Genomic DNA, 17,102 nt, shown 5'->3' on the forward strand with positions numbered 1-17,102 from the left:
CGCCCTTCCCACGGGAAAGGCGGCCCGAGCCGTCTCCAGCGTCAGCGCCTGCCTACGGCACCAGGTCCCACGCGTCCGCCCAGGCGATGCCCGAGCCCGGCGCGTAGTAGGACGCCACGCCCTTGCACCAGCCGGAGTACGGGAAGGGCTTGCAGCGGTAGAGCCGCGAGTCCGTGCCCTCCACCAGCGTGCCGGCCGTGTAGCTGGAGAGGCCGGCCGGGTACTTGTATTGGGCCGTCTGTCCCGAGCCGCCATCCGTGCCACCGTCGGAGCCGCCACCGGGCGCCGGCTTCTCGATGTCGACCTGGAACGTGTAGCCCGTCTCCTTCGCATACACGCGGTTGGCCAGCGCATCCTGGGCGGGGTTGATGCTGCCCGTCGTCTGGAGCACGCCCACCTGCACGCGGCTGGAGACGGCGTTCACCTGCTGCGCCAGCCGGTAAACCCACGTGGCGGCCGGGGTGGCCGCATCCAGCAGCAGCGGGTAGGACTCCGCGTCGCGGCCCGCGCTGTCGAAGAGGCGGAACGTCACCTTGCTGCCCTTGGCCAGGTCCTCGCGGGCCTGCACCTGGCCCAACTCCTTCCACGACACCGGCGGGGGTGGCGTGTTGCTGAACTTCACGTCGGTGCAGGCGTAGAAGGCCTCCGGGCTGTCCGCGCGCTGCCAGATGGCGAAGATGACGTGCGAGCCCGACTTGCCCGACGGGAAGGGGCAGTTGAGGCGGTAGCGGTTGTTCGTCGCGGACACGTTGGTGACGTTGCAGAAGGGCGTCGCGTCCAGGTCCGACCACTTCAGGGGCAGCGCCGGGTTGTAGCCTTCCTTCGTCGCGAAGAGCTGGAAGTAGCCCGTGGCGTGCACCGCGGTGGCGTGGAAGACGAACTCGAACTTGCCGCTGGAGTCCGGGGTGATGAGCGTGGACGGCCAGTCCGTGCGCGCCAGGTCCAACCCCTTGTGACTCTCATTGGCGGCGCTGCACAGCTTGCCGTCGGGGATGATTTCGCGGTGCCGCCCATTGGCGGCGCCCTGCCGGACACCGTTCCAGTCATACAGCGCCTGCGTACCACCGGCCTGGACCGCGGCCTTGCACGCCGCCGACTTGGGACTCTCCGGCCCTTCCTTGAAACAGCCGTACACGCGGCTGATGGGAACTTCCATGGAGCCGTGCGCCGCCGCCAGACTGGCGGACAGCAGTGAGACCACGGCAAGCGACGATGCGAGCGCCTTCTGGATTCCTGCGAACATCCCGACCTCCTTCGTTTCAATCAGAAGGAGGCGGGGCGGAATCATTTCGGGTCAAAGCCGGGCGCGGAAAAAACCAGGATGTTTCATCCGCGCCCGCCTGCTTCCTGTTTCAGGCCACCAACTCCGTCAGCAGGCCCTTGGCCATCGTCGGGTCGCCGAAGTCGTCCAGGGGGCCGCCCGCCGCGTTGCGCACACCCACCGCGGTGCCAATGGTGTTGAGCAGCTTGTTGAGGTTGGGATTGCCGCCGCCGGACGCCGTCACCGCCACGCCCTGCTTGAGGTAGCCATTGCAGCTACCCGCCAGGATGAAGGGGATGTTGCGCGCCGAGTGCGCCGGCCCGTTGCCCAGGTCGTTGAACCAGACGGACACACCCTGGTCGACCAGCTTCTTGCCGTCGGGCAGGGCATAGGCCGCCAGCCGGTCCAGCAGGTAGTTGAACGTCTGCGCGAACTGCGCATCCACCCGCGAGTGCAGCACGTCCGAGCCGGCGATGATGCCGCCCGACGCGTCGTGCGACGTCCGGCGGTGGGAGATGTAGTGGAAGTTCTCCATCAACTGCCCCGTCGTGGGGTCCCGGTAGCGCGTGGCGCTGTCGTTGCCGTTGCCCACCTGGATGGCCACCGAGCGCGTGGTGCCGCACGCCACCGCGAGCACCGCGATGTCCATGTGCAGCCGCACCGTGGCCAGCACCTCGTCGCCGTCCGTGCTGTTGTAGCCGGGCGCCTGCTGCTGGAGCCGCAGCTCCTCGTCCGCGCGGGCGCGGCAGGTCAACGCCACCTCCAGGTCGCGCACGTTGGACAGGTGCAGGTCCAGGCGCTCGTGGTCCGTGCGGCTCAGCTCCGGCCGCGACTGGAGCGCCTTGAGCTGGCCGGACACCAGGTCGTTGATGCTCTTCTGGCGCACGAGCATCGCCTCGCGCGCCTCCGGCGTGAGGCCTCCGGGGCCGCCCACCATCGTCTGGTAGGCCACCCACGGGTCATGCAGCGCGGCCCGTCGCACCGCGCTGCCCCGGTGGGAGATGCACGGGCCGCCCAGCCAGCCGCCGGCCTGCCCCGCGTAGAGGTAGAGCGAGTCGCGCTTCTGCGGGTTCAGCTCCCGGCCGATGCGGTGGTCCAGCGATTCGCCGGACGCCTCGGAGTCGCCGCCCACGCCCTCCACGGCGGGGCCGCGCGCGGTGAGGGCCTGGAACGCGCCGCGCGCGTGGCCATCCCCGTAGTTGTAGTCCTTCATGTTGACGTTGCGCACCACCAGCAGGCGCGCGCGGTGGTCGGCCAGCTCCACCAGCGACTTGCCCGCGAGCGTCGCCGTGGTGAGGTTGCCCAGGGGCACCGGCCAGAAGCGCTCCGGCTCGCTGCCCAGCTCCGACGTGCTCTGCTCGGCGGCGACACCATCCGCCTGGCGCAGGAAGATGGCGAAGGGCAGCGCCCCTGCTTCCGCCGCCTGGGCCTTGCGGGGCAGGAGCCCCTCCAGCACCGGCAGCCCCAACATGGCCCCACCCAGGCCCTGCAACATGCGTCGACGGCTCAGTTTCACGGCAGCTCCTCCGGGTGGCGGTTCACGAAGCCCACGCCCGTGACGACTTCGACGACCAGGTCCACGACGGACAGCTCACCTGCCCGCGACAGCTTGCCCAGCCGGGCCACCAGCGCCGCGTCCTCCGTGGCCGCCGGGCGTCCGCTCAGGAACTCCACCCAGTGACGCGCGTAGCACTCGTGCACCGCCTGCGAGCTGGCCAACGTGTCCGACAACTGCACCGCGTCGCGCACCGCGACCTTCTCACCGCCGATGGACGGCGACGACGTGGCATCCACCGGGTGCCCGTTGTCCGTGGTGCGGAAGCCGCCCACGGCGTCGAAGTTCTCGAAGGGGAAGCCCAGCGGGTTGATGAGGTTGGAATGGCAGGACGCGCACACCGTGCCGGGCGCCTCCGTGTGGGAGGTGACGACCTCGCGGTTGGTGCGGCCGTTGGGCGCGGGCAGCGCGGGGATGTTGGCCGGCGGCGCGCCAATCTTCTGACACAGCAGGTGCTCCGACAGGTACACGCCCCGGTGGATGGGGTCGGGGTCCATCGACGTCGCGTGCGACGCGAGGAAGCCCACCTGGGTGAGCACGCCCCGGCGCTGCGTCGCATCCAGCGTCGCCGGCACGAAGTCCGCGGTGAACGTCCCGGTGAGGCCGTAGACGCGCGCCAGCTCGTCGTTGACGAAGGTGTCGCGCGACGTGAGCAGGTCGGAGAAGCGCCCTTCCCGCTTGAAGACGACGTCGTCCACGAAGAGCGCGTTCTCCTTCGCCGCGGACTCGGACAGCTTCGCGGTGACGGTGGGGAAGCGCGTGGTGTTGGGCCGGATGCTCGCGTAGCGGGGCACGTCGAAGACGACCTGGTGGTAGGCCCCCACCACGCCGCGCGCCCGCGCGTCCTTCATCATCCGTCGCGCCTGCTCCGCCACGCCCTCGCGCTTGCCCAGCGCGCCCTCGCGGGCGGCGGTGAACAGCGCCTCGTCCGGCATGGAGTCCCAGAGCGCGTAGCTCAGCCGGGACGCCACCTCATAGGCGTCCAGCGGCACCTTGCCGTCCGCCGCCTGCGTGCTCTTCTCCACGCGGTAGAGGAAGAGGGGCGACTGGAGGAACCCCTCCATCACCAGCCGCAGGCCCGCCTGGAACGGGGCCATGGTCGCGTAGGCCGTGGGGCCCTTGCGGTACAGGACGAGGTAGGACTCCACCTCGTCCGCCGTCAGCGGCCGGCGGTGCGCCCGCATGCCGAAGGACTCCACGAACGCCTTCGCGCGCGCCTCGTCCGTGTTGGTGCCAGGGGGCAAGAGCTTCCCCAGCTTCGTCGAGTCCGTGGCCACCTGCCCGGCCAGGTCCGCCGCCGCGCGCTGGTACGCGCCCCACAGGGCCTCGTCCACCGACAGGGCGCGGGCGTCGTTGTCGAAGAGGAAGCCGCTCTGGGACGGATCCGCGCGGAAGCTCTGCGCCAGCGTCGTGGGCGCCGCGTCCAGCTTCAGCAGCTCCTTCACGCTGGCCACCCACTGCGGGTGCGTCAGCCGCGCGACGCGCACCGAGCGCGCCGGCTGCTCCACCCCCACGGGCGGATTGCCCGTGCCGCCCGGGCCCGGCTCACCGCCCGGCCCAGGGCCTCCAGGCTTCGCCGCATCCAGGATCTGGCCTTCACAGGCCCCCAGCAGTCCTACGGAGACGGCCAGCAGCGCCGGACTCCACCATCGTCGTCTACGCGCCATCAAGCGAACGCCTCCGTTCATTGGTGCTCATCCCAATGAGGAGGCGTTGGAAAGTCAATCCGTACACCGGACAAACCGGACAGTCCCGTCACGTCGACATTGAAAACAAATGTCGACACCGCATGCGGGGCACCTATCCGGGGATGAGGAAGCGCGCGATGACGCGCTTGAGGCCCACGTCCCCGCCGAACTCGACCGTCACCTTGGCGTTCGGGCCGCTGCCATCCGCGGAGATGATCCGCCCGGAGCCGAACTGCTCATGGCGCACGCGCATGCCGCGCACGTCGCCGCTCACGGCCTCCATGTCGGAGGTCTGCGAATAGCTGCGGTCCACGCGCGGGCCGGTCTCCTCCTCGTCCCACGCGCGGCGGCGCGGGGCCATGGCGGCGGCGCGCGGAGGCGGGGGCAGGTCGTTCTCCTTGAAGCCGAACAGCGCCTGCGACACGTCCGCCAGGAAGCGGCTGGGCGGGTTGTACTTGAGCTCGCCAAAGAGGGAGCGGCACTGCGCCAAGCTCACGAAGAGCCGCTTGCGCGCGCGGGTGAAGCCCACGTAGCAGAGCCGCCGTTCTTCGGCCATCTCCTCGCCGCTGTCCGGTTCGGCGCCCTTGAGCGCGCGCGAGTGCGGAAAGACGCCGTCCTCCATGCCGGTGAGGAACACGGCGTCGAACTCCAGGCCCTTGGCCGCGTGCAGCGTCATCAGCGCCACCCGGCCGTCGCCCACCTCCGCGTCCGCGTCGCCCACCAGGCTGATCTGCTCCAGGAACGCCTGCAACGGAGGCACGTCCGCGGTGAGGGGCGCGGAGTCCACGCCCTCTGGCGCCGCCTCCTCGCGCGCTTCAATCGCCATCGCCATCGCCACGGCGTCGGACGCGCGCTTCAGGTCGAACTCCTGCGCGGCGCCCAGCAGTTCGCGAAGGTTCTCCGCCCGGGTGTTCGACTCCTCGCTGCCGTCGGCGACGAGCGTCTCCACGAGCTTCGTCTCCTGGAGCATCTGGTCCACCGCGCCCGCCGCGTCCTTCGCCGTCTGGGCGAACGCGTTGAGCGACACCAGGAGCTGGTGGAAGCCGCCCAGCCGCTTCTGCGCCGCGGAGTTGAGGGCGGGGATGCGGTGGCGCTCGGCCAGGGCCTCGAAGAGGCTCAGGCCTTCCTGGACGGCGAAGTCCTTCAGCCGCTCCTCGGTGGTGCCGCCAATGCCGCGCGCCGGGACGTTGAGCACGCGCTCCAGGTCCGCGTCCGAGCGCGGGTTCACCATCAGCCGCAGGTAGGCCGCCGCGTCGCGCACCTCCGCGCGATCATAGAAGCTGCGCCCGCTCACCAGCGTGTACGGCACGCGCGCCAGGCGCAGCGCCTCTTCCAGCACGCGGCTCTGCGCGTTGGTCCGGTAGAAAACCGCCATGCTGGAGAACTTGATGAAGCCCTCGCGCTGGAGGGCGAGGATGCGACGGGCGACCTCCTGCCCCTCCGCCCGTTCATCGCGGTGGAGCATCAGCTCCAGGTTCTCCCCCTTGGGCCGCTCGCTCCAGAGCTTCTTCTCCAGCCGGCGCGAGTTCTTGGAGATGACCTCGTGCGCCGCGGTGAGGATGTTCTGGTCGGAGCGGTAGTTCTGCTCCAGGCGCACCACCCGGGCGCCCGGGTACTGCATGGGGAACTCCAGGATGTTCTGCACGTCCGCGCCGCGCCAGCGGTAGATGGACTGGTCGTCGTCGCCCACCACCACCAGGTTCGAGGACGGCGGCGGGGCCAGCTGCCGCAACAGCGCGTACTGCACGGGGTTGGTGTCCTGGAACTCGTCCACCAGCACGTGCGTGAAGCGCGTGCGGTAGCGCTCCAGGACATCCGGCCGGTCGTGGAAGAGCTTCACCAGGAGGAGCAGCAGGTCCCCGAAGTCCACCGCGTTCGCCGCGCGCAAGAGGCGCTGGTAGGCCCGGTACACGCGCTGCACGGTGGCGCCCTTCACGTCATCCGGCCCCGAAAGGCGCATGTCGTCCGGCAGGCGCGCGGCGTTCTTCTCCTGGTCGATGCGGCTCAGGATTTCACGCGGCTGCATCATGGATTCGATGCCCGCGTCGCGCATGGCGCGCTTGACGACGTTGAGCTGATCTCCGTCGTCGTAGATGACGAACGACTTGGTCAGCTCCACGTGCTCCGCCTCGCGGCGGAGGATCATCGCGGAGGCCGAGTGGAAGGTGCTCACCACCAGCTCGTTCGCCTGCGTGCCCAGCAGGGCGAAGAGGCGGTCGCGCATCTCGCGCGCGGCCTTGTTGGTGAACGTGACGGCCAGGATGCGCCAGGGAAAGACGTGGCGCACCTTCACCAGGTGGGCGACGCGGCGGGTGATGACGCGCGTCTTGCCGCTGCCGGCGCCCGACAGCACCAGCAGCGGGCCGTCGCCATGGAGCACGGCTTCCGCCTGGGGCGGGTTGAGGTCTTCGAGGAGGGCGGATTCGTGCGGGTTCACGGGGGTTTCCACGGCAGGAAGAACCCCGTCTTCTAACGTCTTTCGCCCGCCTGTGTGGGGTCTTCCGCCGCCCCCGCCGCCCGCCGGGCCGTCCGCTCCCGGGACGGGCGGGAGGCGTGGGATATAAAGCGGGGAGCCCCCATGTCCGACACCCCCACGCCCCCCCCGTCCCAGGCCCAGCTCGACCGCTTCGCGGAGGGCTTCAACCAGAGTCTCACCCTGCGTCACTTCGGCGCCCGGATGTCCTTCCCGGAAGGCCGCAAGGTCGTCGTCACCCTCCCCGAGGTGAAGCCCGAACACCGGGGCGGCCTGGGCACCTCCGCCGTCAACGGCGGCATGCTCGCGGCCCTGTTCGACCTGGCCATCGGGTGCACCCCGGCCCTGAGGGATCCCACCCGCCGCTGCGCCACCATGCAGTTGTCCATGAGCTTCGAGCGCCCCGCCACCGGCGACAGCCTCCACGTGGAGGCCGTCATCGACCACGGCGGGCCCACCACCGTCTTCGCGTCCGCCCGCCTGCTCGACAGCCAGGGGCGGGTGTGCGCCCGCTGCCAGGGCGTCGTGCGCGTCTCCACCAAGCCCTGGGCCGCTGGAGACAGCCCCGCCACCAACTGACACCCCCCTACCCCTCCACCCCCCTTGGCCTCCTTTGTCGATATGACCGGGCTGGATGCGCGTTTCCCACGGGCACCGGGGCACACTGCGTCCCCGACCGACCGACGTGCGCTACGGGAAGACGGCATGGATGCAGCCGTACAAGGCTTTGGGATGACGACGCTCCAGTCGCGTCAGGAGACAGACGGGGCCGTCAGGCCCGGGGCCGCTCCGGATGAGGAGGCCCTGTCCCGACGCGCGCTGACAGGAGAGAGGGCCGCGTGGGACGCGCTCGTCGCGAGGCACCAGCGCCGGGTGGTGGTGTCGCTGCTCGCCCGGGGCGTCCGGGTGGACCGCGCCCAGGAACTGGCCCAGGAGACGTGGGCGCGCCTCATCCAGCAGCAACAGCGGGGGCTGCTCACGGAGCTGCGCCTGCCCCACCTCGCGCTCGCCCAGGCGTCCTTCCTGGCCGCGGACGACGCCCGCCGCACCCGGCGTGAATCGGTGGACGGCACGGTGGAGGACCTGCCGGAGCGCCAGCAGCCGGTGGACCCCACGCAGTCCGCGGAAAGGCGCCTGCTCTCCGAGGAGCAGCTCACCCGCGCCCGCGACGCGCTCGCCCAGGTGTCCCCGGGTGCGCGCAACGTCTTCCTCCTGGCCTGCGACGGCCAGGGGCTTCCCCATTCCGAGGTCGCCACCCGCGTGGGATTGTCCGTCCAGCGCGTGCGACAGATTTTGTGCGAGGTCCGCAAGAAGCTGCGCACCGCGCTCGAAGAGGAAACCCATGTCTAGGCTCACGCCCCACGTCACCCGCGACCGCACGGAGCAGTACCTGCTGGGCGCGTTGCCGCCGGACGCCGCGGCGGAGCTGGAGGCCCACACCCTCACCTGCGACGCGTGCGCGCGCCTGCTCCAGGAAGAAGCCCTCCTGGATGAACAGCTATACGAAGTCGCCGCCGCATCCTCCCGCGAGGCCGTCGTGCTGCGCCCCGCGCGCTGGCACCGCCCCGTCGCAGCGGCGGCAGCGCTGATGGCGGTGGCCGCCTCCGTGTTCCTGATGCTGCGCCCCCCGGAGGTTCCAGGGGATGGGCCCGGCCCGGTCGCCACGGTGGAGGACGCCCAGCCAGAGGACGACACGGAGCCCATGGAGATCAGGGTGGCGTGCCCGGACCTGGCGACGCAGGAGCACTGCCTGCGCTCCGCCAGCGCGCGTGGGTTGCTCGTCTACCACCCCGGCGGCATGGGCGAAGTCCCCCGCTACGACGCCTCCGCGCACCGTCCCGAAGTCGCGCTGAGTTCGCGCCCGGCGGCCCTGTGAGGACGTCCGCCTTGAGCCCGCGAACCCGCATCCTCGGGCTGCTCCTGTCGGGATGGGCGTCGCTCGCGAGCGCCCAGACCCCACCGTCCCCAGCGCCGCCGTCCGCGACGCCTCCCGCGACGCCTGCGTCCCCGTCGAAGGGCCTCCCCGCCACCACGCCCAGCGCCACGCAGTCGAAGCTGCCACAGGGCTGGTACGTCACGGAGAGCGCGCCCCAACACTACGAGGCCGGCGTGGACGCGAGCGCCCCGTGCGAGGGCAGCCGCAGCGCCTTCCTGCGCTCGCGCACCCAGGCCACGGACAGCTTCGGCACCTTCATGCAGGCCTTCAGCGCGAAGGACTTCCAGGGCAAGCGCCTGCGCTTCACCGCCGCCGTGCGCCACCAGGACGTGAAGGGCTGGGCCGGGCTGTGGATGCGCGTAGAGGGAGTGGACCCCAAGCAGCCGCTCGCCTTCGACAACATGCAGTCGCGCGCCCTGGTGGGCACCCACGGCTGCAAGCGCTACGACGTGGTGCTGGACGTGCCCAGGGAGGCCACCACCATCATGGCGGGCCTCATCATGAGCGGCGCCGGACAGGCGTGGCTGGACGGAGTGCGCTTCGAACCGGTGGACGCGTCGGTGAAGACGACGGACCTGCTCAGCGCCCCGCAGCAGCCCCTGCCCTCCGGGCCGCAGGGCCTGGACGACGCTCCGCCCATCTGGGGCCGCAAGAACATGCCGCTGGGCCGGGTGGGCGCGTTCTGGTTCGACAGCCAGCGCGTGGAGACGAAGACGCCGCTGGTGCGCGGCACCGGCTCGACGTGGAAGGGCTCCTTCGGCGACGAGCTCTTCGAGCACGGCATCGAGGTGAACGGCGCCTATGAGGTGCGCGACCTCGCGGTGAAGGTGCGCGCCGGCGGCGCCGCGACCCTCATCGAGGGCACCTGGGGAGGCTCGCCGGTGTTCGTGCGGCTCAGCGCGGACACGCTCGAGATGCGCTGGGGCACCCTCAGGCGCTCCCTGCGTCGCGACCCCACCATCGTCACGGAGAAGGGATGCAACGCCTACGTCCAGTCCCGGGGAAGGTACGTGGAGGACCGGCTCGACGTGTGTGGCGTGGCGCTCGCCACCCGGCCGCCCCTGACGCAGCTGGTGGCGGCCTTCCTGTCCAGCGGCTTCCGGAGCGACTCGGATGCGCCGCGGACCGTGGACATCCGCCCGCCGGTGCGCTCGTCCCAGGGCTATGAAATCCGCGAGGGCTACGTCCCGCCCCCCCTGCGCCAGTAGCAGCCCGGTCATGCGACGGGCCGGTGGGAGACCTCCCCCCGGCCCGGGTCCGCCAGCGACGGCTAGAACGCGAAGTCGCGCTCCAGCGTCTCCTGCCCGGCCTGCACCGTGAGGTGGGCCGCATGCGCGCCGGTGGCCAGCGCGGTGGAGAGGTCGAAGGACAACCCTTCCGGCCCCTGCGTCGGCTTGAGCGACGGACGCCCCGGCGACAGGAAGACGGCGGCCGTCACGGCGCGCGTACCCAGGGGCTGCACGAGCAGCCGCAGCTTCTGACGCTCGCGCACCAGCACCACGCGGAAGTCACGCCGCTCCTCCAGCACCTCGCGGTGCTCCGGCAGACGGGCCGCGCCGGGGCGCCGGGCCGCGTCCGCGCGGGAATCCCTGGCCGCGCGAGGGGCGGACAGTCCGTCCTCCTCCAGCTCCAGCGCCTCGTCGATGGCCGCGTCGCCCTCTTCCAGCGCCAGCACGGCCTGCGCGCACTCGCCACACCAGGCGGTGTGGGCCTCCACGCGCGCCTTCTCCTCGCCGCCCATCTCGCCCGCGTCCAGGCGCCACAGCTCGTCCTCGGTGAGGTGGCGCCGGGGGGGGGTGTCCACCACCGCCGTCTCCGCACGGTCCGCGCGGCAGCCGGCGCAGTCCTTCAGGTGTTCGGGGTCCTTCAGGGGCTTGCCCGTCCAGGACGCCAGCAGGTCGTCACAACCGGCCCGCGCGGAGAACCACCATGCGCCGGGGCGCTCCACGGGGTCCAACAGGTCGCGCTCGGCACGGCGTTCGGCGTTGAGGGGGATGAACCAGCGCGCCCGGGGGCGCAGCGAGGTGTCCAGGTGCCCCAGCGCCCCGAGGAAGCGCTCGCGAGCAGCGGCAGCGTCCCCTTCCAGCGGGCCCTTCAACATCTCCCAGGTGCTCAGCGCGCGGGCGGCGGAGGCGGCCCGGTCGCGGGCGGAGAGTCCGTCTAGCGCGGAGGCTCGCCACACTTCGGATTCCTCACCCTCGTCGCCCAGCGCGGCCTCCATCGACTCCTCGGCGGCCCGGAGTAGGAGCGGCTGGAGCGCCTGCGGTTTCTGCGCGCGAACCCAGGCTTCCAGCTCCGCGCGGCCCAGCGCCTTCAGGGCCTCTTCCACCCCTTCGGTGCCGAGCCGATCCGAGCGGCGCAGCACATCCCCCACCGCCTCCAACAGCTCGCCCACCGGAGCGGGGCCCGCGGACAGGCGCGCGTGACGGGCCTGGTAGCGGGACAGCGTGTCGCCCTTCATCGCGGCATCCCGCGCGGGGCGGAGGACAGCATCCCTCCGAGGGATTTCACGACGGCTCTTCCGGCTGACCGTCCCGCTGCAATTCGAGCAGGTACAGGCGCAGGTATGCCTGGGCGCGACTGACGCGCTTGTACGAATTCACCACGCTGATGTCCAAACGCCGTGCGCATTCCTCGTGATCCTCCACGTCCTCGTGGTGATACAGCTCCCATGCTGAAGCCTCCTTGGGGTGCTCCTGCTGGAGCCTGGCGTAGGCGGCCCAATACAACTCCTGCGCCTCGGCGCGCTCCTCGCGACGCCGTGCGCCTTCCACCGCCCGGGCCACCTCGGACGGGGTCTCTTCCATGACGTCGTCGGGTGAAGACGGCGCGGGCGCCAGCTCCTCCCGGTGTCGCCGGTAGAAGTCGATGGCGACGTGCTTGACGATGCGCAGGAAGAACGTCTTGGGAGACGCGCTCCTGCCCGGCATCTGTTCGGACACGCCGCGGAACTGGTCCAGGCCCCGGTCGAGGAACTTCCCCACCGCGTCCTGGAAGAGCTCGTCGGCGTCCGCCGGAGAACCACGTCCGTAGCTGCCCTGGATCCTGCTGATGACGTAGCGGGCCGGGCGCGCCCATCGCGCGCAGAGGGCCCCCAAGGGGTTGCCCACGGGCTCGCCCGTGGTGCGGCGGCGGGACACCTCCGCGAACAATTCCTCATCCGTGAGCTGCTCGTACACCGGAAGGCCCTGGAGGCTGTCCCTGGACGGGCATCATCCCGGGAGGTTGGGTTGCGGGGATGTGGCGCGGCAAGGTACCACGTTGGCATCCGCGGACAGCCTCCCATGAAGTCGTGGGCGCCCGCGTGCCGGAACCACCGGACAGTCGGGAGCACCTGGAATGCCTCGACGCGACCCACCAGGGCTTCCTGACGCCCCTTTTCGAGAAAAAGCACGGGCTCCCTTCGCCCTTTAATGAGGCCAGGGAAGCAGCGGAAAAGCCTGGGGAAATCCCCCGTCAGGAATCCGGACAAGGGGGCGTCCAGGGGCGCATCGCTTTCGAGCGCCCGGCCGAAGAGGCCCTACAAGCCATGGTTCGACTCCATCTCCCCGCTCGAAAGGGCGGGGAGCCCGTCGGCGGTCCGACACTGAACTGTTAATTCAGCCTTCCGGCTTCCTCACTCGGGCGCTCACCTTTCCCTCCCACCCCTGGCTGCCCTTCCCGGGCATGCCTTTGTCCTTTGTCCCGACGTCCCGAAAGGGGGACTGCCATGACGACGCGCACCCAGACGACCCTTCCGGAGACGCAGCGGGGACCCGCCGAGCGACTGCTCGACGTGGTGCTCGGCGGCTCCGCGCACCTGTGGCACCACCGCCCCGGCCTGAACGTGTCCGGCACCTGGGAGGCCGCGGCGCACGCGCATCCCCAGGCGCGCGCGCGTTGGCCCAAGGTGGCCCCGGGCCTGTTCGTGCCCGCGGCGGTGAAGCTGTACGGCCAGCTCCTGGAGCTGTACCGCCTGAACCCCACCCTGATGGCGCACTTCGCGTCGTACGCGCTGACGCAGACGGACTGGCGCGACCTGAAGGTGGCCACCTGCGCGCTGATGTTGGTGCAGGGTCACGCGGGCCTGCCCGTGCGCGACGGCCAGGGTGCGGTGGCGTTCCACGACGACGACTTCCGCGCCATTGGCGAGGCCATGGTGCTGCACTACGTGCGCCGCTCCACGCGCATGCTCACGCCCAAGGCGGTGCTGCGCGTGGCGGAGCTCTTGGAGGTGCCCGAAATCGCACGCCTCAACCGTGAGGCGGGCTTCGGAGACCCCGCGTCGCACAAGCCGCCCATGGGCCGCTGGAAGGGCGTGGCGCGCAAGTGGCTGGCCGCGCGCGAGGCGAACCTGCCCATGCTCCAGGGTCTGGTGAAGGCGGGCTACAAGGAGACGCTGAAGAAGCTGGCGCGCAAGGCCGGCTACAAGCCCATGTCGCAGGGCTTCTTCGAGGTGCTCGGCTGGAAGCAGAAGCAGGCGGGCGGGGGCCACCGCGACGTGGGCCTGCACGGGCTCACGCTGGTGAAGCGCGAGCGCTTCGACGGGCTCAGCGAGGCGGAGATCTGCGAGTGGATCGAGCTGGAGCGCCTCTCCTACAAGGAGGTCGTGGGCCGCCTGCCGAAGGACGTGGGGCTCACGCCCGCCATCCTGGCGACGCTGTTGCCGTCGCTGTCGGACCGCGACCTGCGGCTGATGACGCCCACGCTGGAGGAGCTGGGTTTGCTGGAGGAGCCTGGCGTGAAGGCGCGCTGGGAGCGGGCGGTGTCACGCGCCACGGATCAGCGTTCGCTAAACATCGCGAAGAACGTCCGGGGTGAGGGTTTGCGCCGCAAGCTGGAGGAGGCGAGCGACAACGCCGCGCGACACGCGGTGGCGCAGGCGACGGCGGACATGGACGTGCGGGTGATGTTCCTCATCGACAAGTCGGGGTCGATGGAGGGTGCCATCGAGCAGTCGAAGGAGGCGCTGTCGCGCATCCTCGCGGGCTTCCCGATGGACAAGCTGCACGTGGCGGCGTTCGACACCATGGGCACGGTGCTCAAGCCCAAGGCGGCCAACCGCACGGCGGTGCAGCACATGCTGGCCGACATGAAGGCGTCGGGCGGCACGGTGCATGGAGCGGCGGTGCACGCGCTCCACCGCGCGGGGGTGCGCATCCCGGCGGAGGCGAAGCTGGTGGTGATGGTGGTGGGTGACGAGGCGGGCGAGGCGGGCGACCAGTTCGCCAAGGCCTTCACGGCGTGCGGCTACACCGTGGCGGCGATGGCGATGCTGGTGAGCGTGGCGGGGGCGCGCGGCAACACGGTGCGCACGGGCGCGACGCAGTTGGGCGTGCCCTTCAGCGAGGTGAGCGTGGGGCAGTTCGCGGACCCCTACCAGGTGCCGCGCGTGCTCCAGACGTTGATGGACGCGCCGCGCATGGCGGGAACCCGCCAGTCCGGCTGGGTGGATCGGGTGATGAGCACGCCCCTGCTGAAGGTGGCGTGAAGAAGGAGGCAGGGGCGTGGACTACCGGAAGCTGCTCGGGAAGGTGGAGTCGGCGGTGCTGCCGTATTTCGGCGGCGGGACCGTGGACGCGCCTTCACGCCGCCTGCACGTCACCTCACCCGTGGAACCGGGCTGGTGGCGCTTTGAAGTGAAGGGCCGTCAGGCCACCGCGCGCGAGCCGGCCTCCGCCGAAGGGCTGGAGGCCCGGCCGCGCGTGCGGGGCCACCTGTGGGGCGCACGACTGGTGCGCGAGGGCGCGGTGGCGGAGCTTCTGGCGTTGATGCCGGAGGAGCAGCCCCAGCGCCTGTCGCCGGTGACGGCGCGCCGCTGGCATGACGGCACGCTCGTCTTCGAGGGCGTGGAGTTCGAGGGCGAAGCAGAGGAACTGGCGCGACACGCGCTGGAAGAGGACCGTCCGCTGGGGGATGCGCGCGGCGTGGGCGCGTCCCTGCGCGCGGCGTTCGGCTTCGCGGTGCTGGAGGCCGCGTCGCGCGGCACGGGCATCCCCTTCGCACCGGCGGAGGCGCGCGCGCACGTGCTCGACGTGGCCCGGGACGGACGCCCGGAGGCGGAGGCATGTCTGCGGCGACTCGAGGACGAGCGGGCCCGTTTCCTGCGGGCGCAGGCGGTCCAACAGGCCCGCTGGGAGGCGGAGGCCCGCGCGCTGGAGTCCGCATGGACGGAGCGCGAGCAGACCCTCCAGGATCTCCGTCAGGATGCCGAAGCCCGCGCGAGGGCCCAGGAGCTGACGACCCAGGAGCGGTTCACACGCGGAGAGGCCTCCGCGCACCGGGCGGATCGGTCGCGGGGGGCGTGGGCTGCGGAGGGCTTCACGCTCGGAGCCCGGCGGCGCGCGGAGGCGGCGCCCGGGGAGTGGGCGGAACGCGCGTTGAACAAGGCCGGTGCCCGGATGCTCGACCACCGTCGGCTGGGTGAGGGCCTCATGGAAGTGGTCTACAGCTTCATGGGCGAGCGCTTCGTCACCGTGGTGGAGATGGCGACGCTGCGGGTGCGCGACGCGGGCGTGTGCCTCGCGGGCGCGGACGCGCGCGTGACGTTGGAGAGCCTGCCGTCGGTGCTGAAGGAAGCCATCGACACGGACGCGCTGGTCATCACCCGGCATGTCTGAACACCCACGCCTCCCGCGTCCGGGAAGGCCACGGAGAAGCGAGGGGCCCATGTCGACGCGTGAAGTGTGCCTGCTCATCGGGCCCGGGAACGAAGTGCTGTGGGGCGACTCGTTCGACGACCCCGTGGCGCTGCCGGACTCCCGGGCGCGGTGGGAGGCCATCTGGAGCCTGCGGGACACGCTGGTGGAGGTGACCCACAGCCACCCCGAAGGGCCGCTCACCTTCTCGTCGGAGGATGAGACGACGATGGCCGCGCTGCAGGCGGCGCTGGGCCGGCCGCTGCGCTTCTCCGTGGTGGCGCCCGACGGCATGGTGGCCCGCGTCGGCGGCGAGGATGTGCCCGTGCGGCACGAGCCTCCGTGGGCCGCGCCACTCCGCATCGCGTCGGGGCTGCTGTACGGCCGGCCCCGGCTCAGCCCGGCAGCAGGATGATGCGGGCAATCTCCGGCGGCGCGCCGACGCGCATGGGCGGGCCCACGAAGCCGCAGCCCCGGCTGACGTAGAGGTGGGAGTTGCCCATCTGGCTCAGGCCCGCGTTCTGCTCGCCCCAGATGAGGTGTCCCAGCACGTTGCCCGGGAACATCTGTCCGCCGTGCGTGTGCCCTGAAACCTGCAAACCGATGTCGCGGCGGGCGACCTCCTGGAAGTTGGAGGGCTGGTGCGCCAGAAGCACCGACGCGCGGTCCGGACGCAGTCCGCGCATCGCCGCGTCCAGGTCGTAGCCGGGCTCGCCCAGCCGCTGCGCGCTCCAGTCATCCACGCCCAGCAGGTCGAAGGACGCGCCCGCGTCGCCAATGGACACGGAGCGGTTGCGCAGCACGGTGATGCCCAGTCCCTGGACGAACGCCACCCACGCATCCGCGCCCGAATAGTAGTCGTGGTTGCCGGTGATGAAGAACGCGCCGTGCCGGGCCTTGAGCGCGCCGAAGCCACCGGCAAAGCGCCCCAGCTCCTCCACCGTGCCGTCCACCAGGTCCCCCGTCACCGCGATGAGGTCCGGCTTGAGCGCGTTGGTGCGAGCCACCAGCTCGTCCACGAAGCGGCGCTGCACCACCCCGCCAATGTGGATGTCCGTGAGCTGCACCAGCGTGAAGCCCTCCAGCGCCTTGGGCAACCGGGGCAGCCTCACCTGGATGTCGCGCACGTCCGGAGGATGGAAGGCCCTCCAGGCTCCGTAGGTGCTCACCGTCGCACCGGCCACGGAGGCGCCCGCCGCGAGGCCCGTCGCGAGGAAGGCCCGGCGCTCCGGCGACGGAGGCTCCGGCGCCTTGCGCACACGGGCGATAATCCGACCGCCGATGTCCAGCATCAGCGTGAACATGAGCAGGTAGAGCACCAGCCCCATCCACAAGAGCAGCACGATGCCCACGGCCCGGGCCACTTCGGAGGAGAGCATCGCGCCCAGCATGCGGGCCCCCACGGAGCCCACGAAGCCTCCGGCGAAGAGCACGAGTCCGGCACGGCGCGGTCTCTTGCGCGCGGTCACATCCCGCACGAGGCGGCGGTACAGATAGACGTGGGCCACCGCGAGCAGCGAGATGACCGGCACGAGGAACAGCGCGAGGCTGAGCCAGCGGGGCATGGGTGGC

Annotated in this window: 14 protein-coding genes; 7 read left to right on the forward strand and 7 right to left on the reverse strand. The window is 71.1% G+C overall.

Features of this window, described 5'->3' with window-relative positions; translation table 11 throughout:
- Positions 1-52: 52 nt before the first annotated feature.
- From OV208_RS21100 to OV208_RS21115, 4 genes are all read right to left on the reverse strand, one after another.
- The gene (locus OV208_RS21100; RefSeq protein ID WP_267575675.1) at positions 53-1,243 is read right to left on the reverse strand and encodes a lytic polysaccharide monooxygenase; all 1,191 of its coding nucleotides are present in this window, start codon (positions 1,241-1,243) and stop codon (positions 53-55) included.
- Positions 1,244-1,352: 109 nt separating this feature from the next.
- Positions 1,353-2,777, reverse strand: coding sequence for a DUF1552 domain-containing protein (locus OV208_RS21105; RefSeq protein WP_267575676.1), 1,425 nt, complete (start codon positions 2,775-2,777; stop codon positions 1,353-1,355).
- Positions 2,774-4,483, reverse strand: a complete 1,710-nt coding sequence (locus OV208_RS21110; RefSeq protein ID WP_267575677.1) for a DUF1592 domain-containing protein — start codon at positions 4,481-4,483, stop codon at positions 2,774-2,776. Before OV208_RS21110 ends, OV208_RS21105 begins: the two co-directional genes overlap by 4 nt.
- Positions 4,484-4,616: 133 nt before the next feature.
- A complete protein-coding gene (locus tag OV208_RS21115) occupies positions 4,617-6,941 on the reverse strand; it encodes an ATP-dependent helicase (RefSeq protein WP_267575678.1) in 2,325 nt (774 codons plus the stop codon).
- 141 nt (positions 6,942-7,082) lie between these two features.
- On the opposite strand from OV208_RS21115, the gene OV208_RS21120 reads away from it, so the two are divergent.
- From OV208_RS21120 to OV208_RS21135, 4 genes are all read left to right on the forward strand, one after another.
- The gene (locus tag OV208_RS21120) at positions 7,083-7,556 is read left to right on the forward strand and encodes a PaaI family thioesterase (protein WP_324291400.1); all 474 of its coding nucleotides are present in this window, start codon (positions 7,083-7,085) and stop codon (positions 7,554-7,556) included.
- Positions 7,557-7,709: 153 nt separating this feature from the next.
- Positions 7,710-8,327, forward strand: a complete 618-nt coding sequence (locus OV208_RS21125) for an RNA polymerase sigma factor (RefSeq protein ID WP_267575680.1) — start codon at positions 7,710-7,712, stop codon at positions 8,325-8,327.
- Positions 8,320-8,853, forward strand: a complete 534-nt coding sequence (locus tag OV208_RS21130; protein ID WP_267575681.1) for a zf-HC2 domain-containing protein — start codon at positions 8,320-8,322, stop codon at positions 8,851-8,853. The genes OV208_RS21125 and OV208_RS21130 overlap by 8 nt, the downstream gene beginning before the upstream one ends.
- Positions 8,854-8,864: 11 nt before the next feature.
- Positions 8,865-10,121 carry an AraC family transcriptional regulator gene (locus OV208_RS21135; RefSeq protein WP_267575682.1) on the forward strand — a complete coding sequence of 419 codons (1,257 nt, stop codon included), beginning with the start codon at positions 8,865-8,867 and terminating at the stop codon, positions 10,119-10,121.
- A gap of 62 nt (positions 10,122-10,183) precedes the next feature.
- On the opposite strand, the gene OV208_RS21140 is transcribed toward OV208_RS21135, so the two are convergent.
- Both OV208_RS21140 and OV208_RS21145 read right to left on the reverse strand, forming a co-directional pair.
- Positions 10,184-11,374, reverse strand: a complete 1,191-nt coding sequence (locus OV208_RS21140; protein WP_267575683.1) for a zf-HC2 domain-containing protein — start codon at positions 11,372-11,374, stop codon at positions 10,184-10,186.
- A 46-nt stretch (positions 11,375-11,420) separates the two neighbouring features.
- Positions 11,421-12,092, reverse strand: a complete 672-nt coding sequence (locus OV208_RS21145) for an RNA polymerase sigma factor (RefSeq protein ID WP_120539348.1) — start codon at positions 12,090-12,092, stop codon at positions 11,421-11,423.
- Positions 12,093-12,622: 530 nt separating this feature from the next.
- Here OV208_RS21145 and OV208_RS21150 point away from each other — a divergent pair.
- The 3 genes from OV208_RS21150 to OV208_RS21160 are packed head-to-tail and all read left to right on the forward strand — an operon-like array spanning position 12,623 to position 15,945.
- Positions 12,623-14,383, forward strand: coding sequence for a VWA domain-containing protein (locus OV208_RS21150; protein ID WP_267575684.1), 1,761 nt, complete (start codon positions 12,623-12,625; stop codon positions 14,381-14,383).
- Between the two features lie 16 nt (positions 14,384-14,399).
- On the forward strand, positions 14,400-15,512 hold the full coding sequence (locus tag OV208_RS21155; protein WP_267575685.1) for a hypothetical protein: 1,113 nt from the start codon (positions 14,400-14,402) through the stop codon (positions 15,510-15,512).
- 49 nt (positions 15,513-15,561) lie between these two features.
- Entirely contained in the window at positions 15,562-15,945 is a 384-nt protein-coding gene (locus OV208_RS21160) for a hypothetical protein (protein WP_267575686.1), read from the forward strand.
- On the opposite strand, the gene OV208_RS21165 is transcribed toward OV208_RS21160, so the two are convergent.
- The gene (locus tag OV208_RS21165; protein ID WP_267575687.1) at positions 15,926-17,095 is read right to left on the reverse strand and encodes a metallophosphoesterase; all 1,170 of its coding nucleotides are present in this window, start codon (positions 17,093-17,095) and stop codon (positions 15,926-15,928) included. The genes OV208_RS21160 and OV208_RS21165 overlap by 20 nt on opposite strands.
- Between the last annotated feature and the right edge of the window lie 7 nt (positions 17,096-17,102).

Source organism: Corallococcus sp. bb12-1, assembly GCF_026626765.1.
Taxonomy (GTDB): domain Bacteria; phylum Myxococcota; class Myxococcia; order Myxococcales; family Myxococcaceae; genus Corallococcus; species Corallococcus terminator.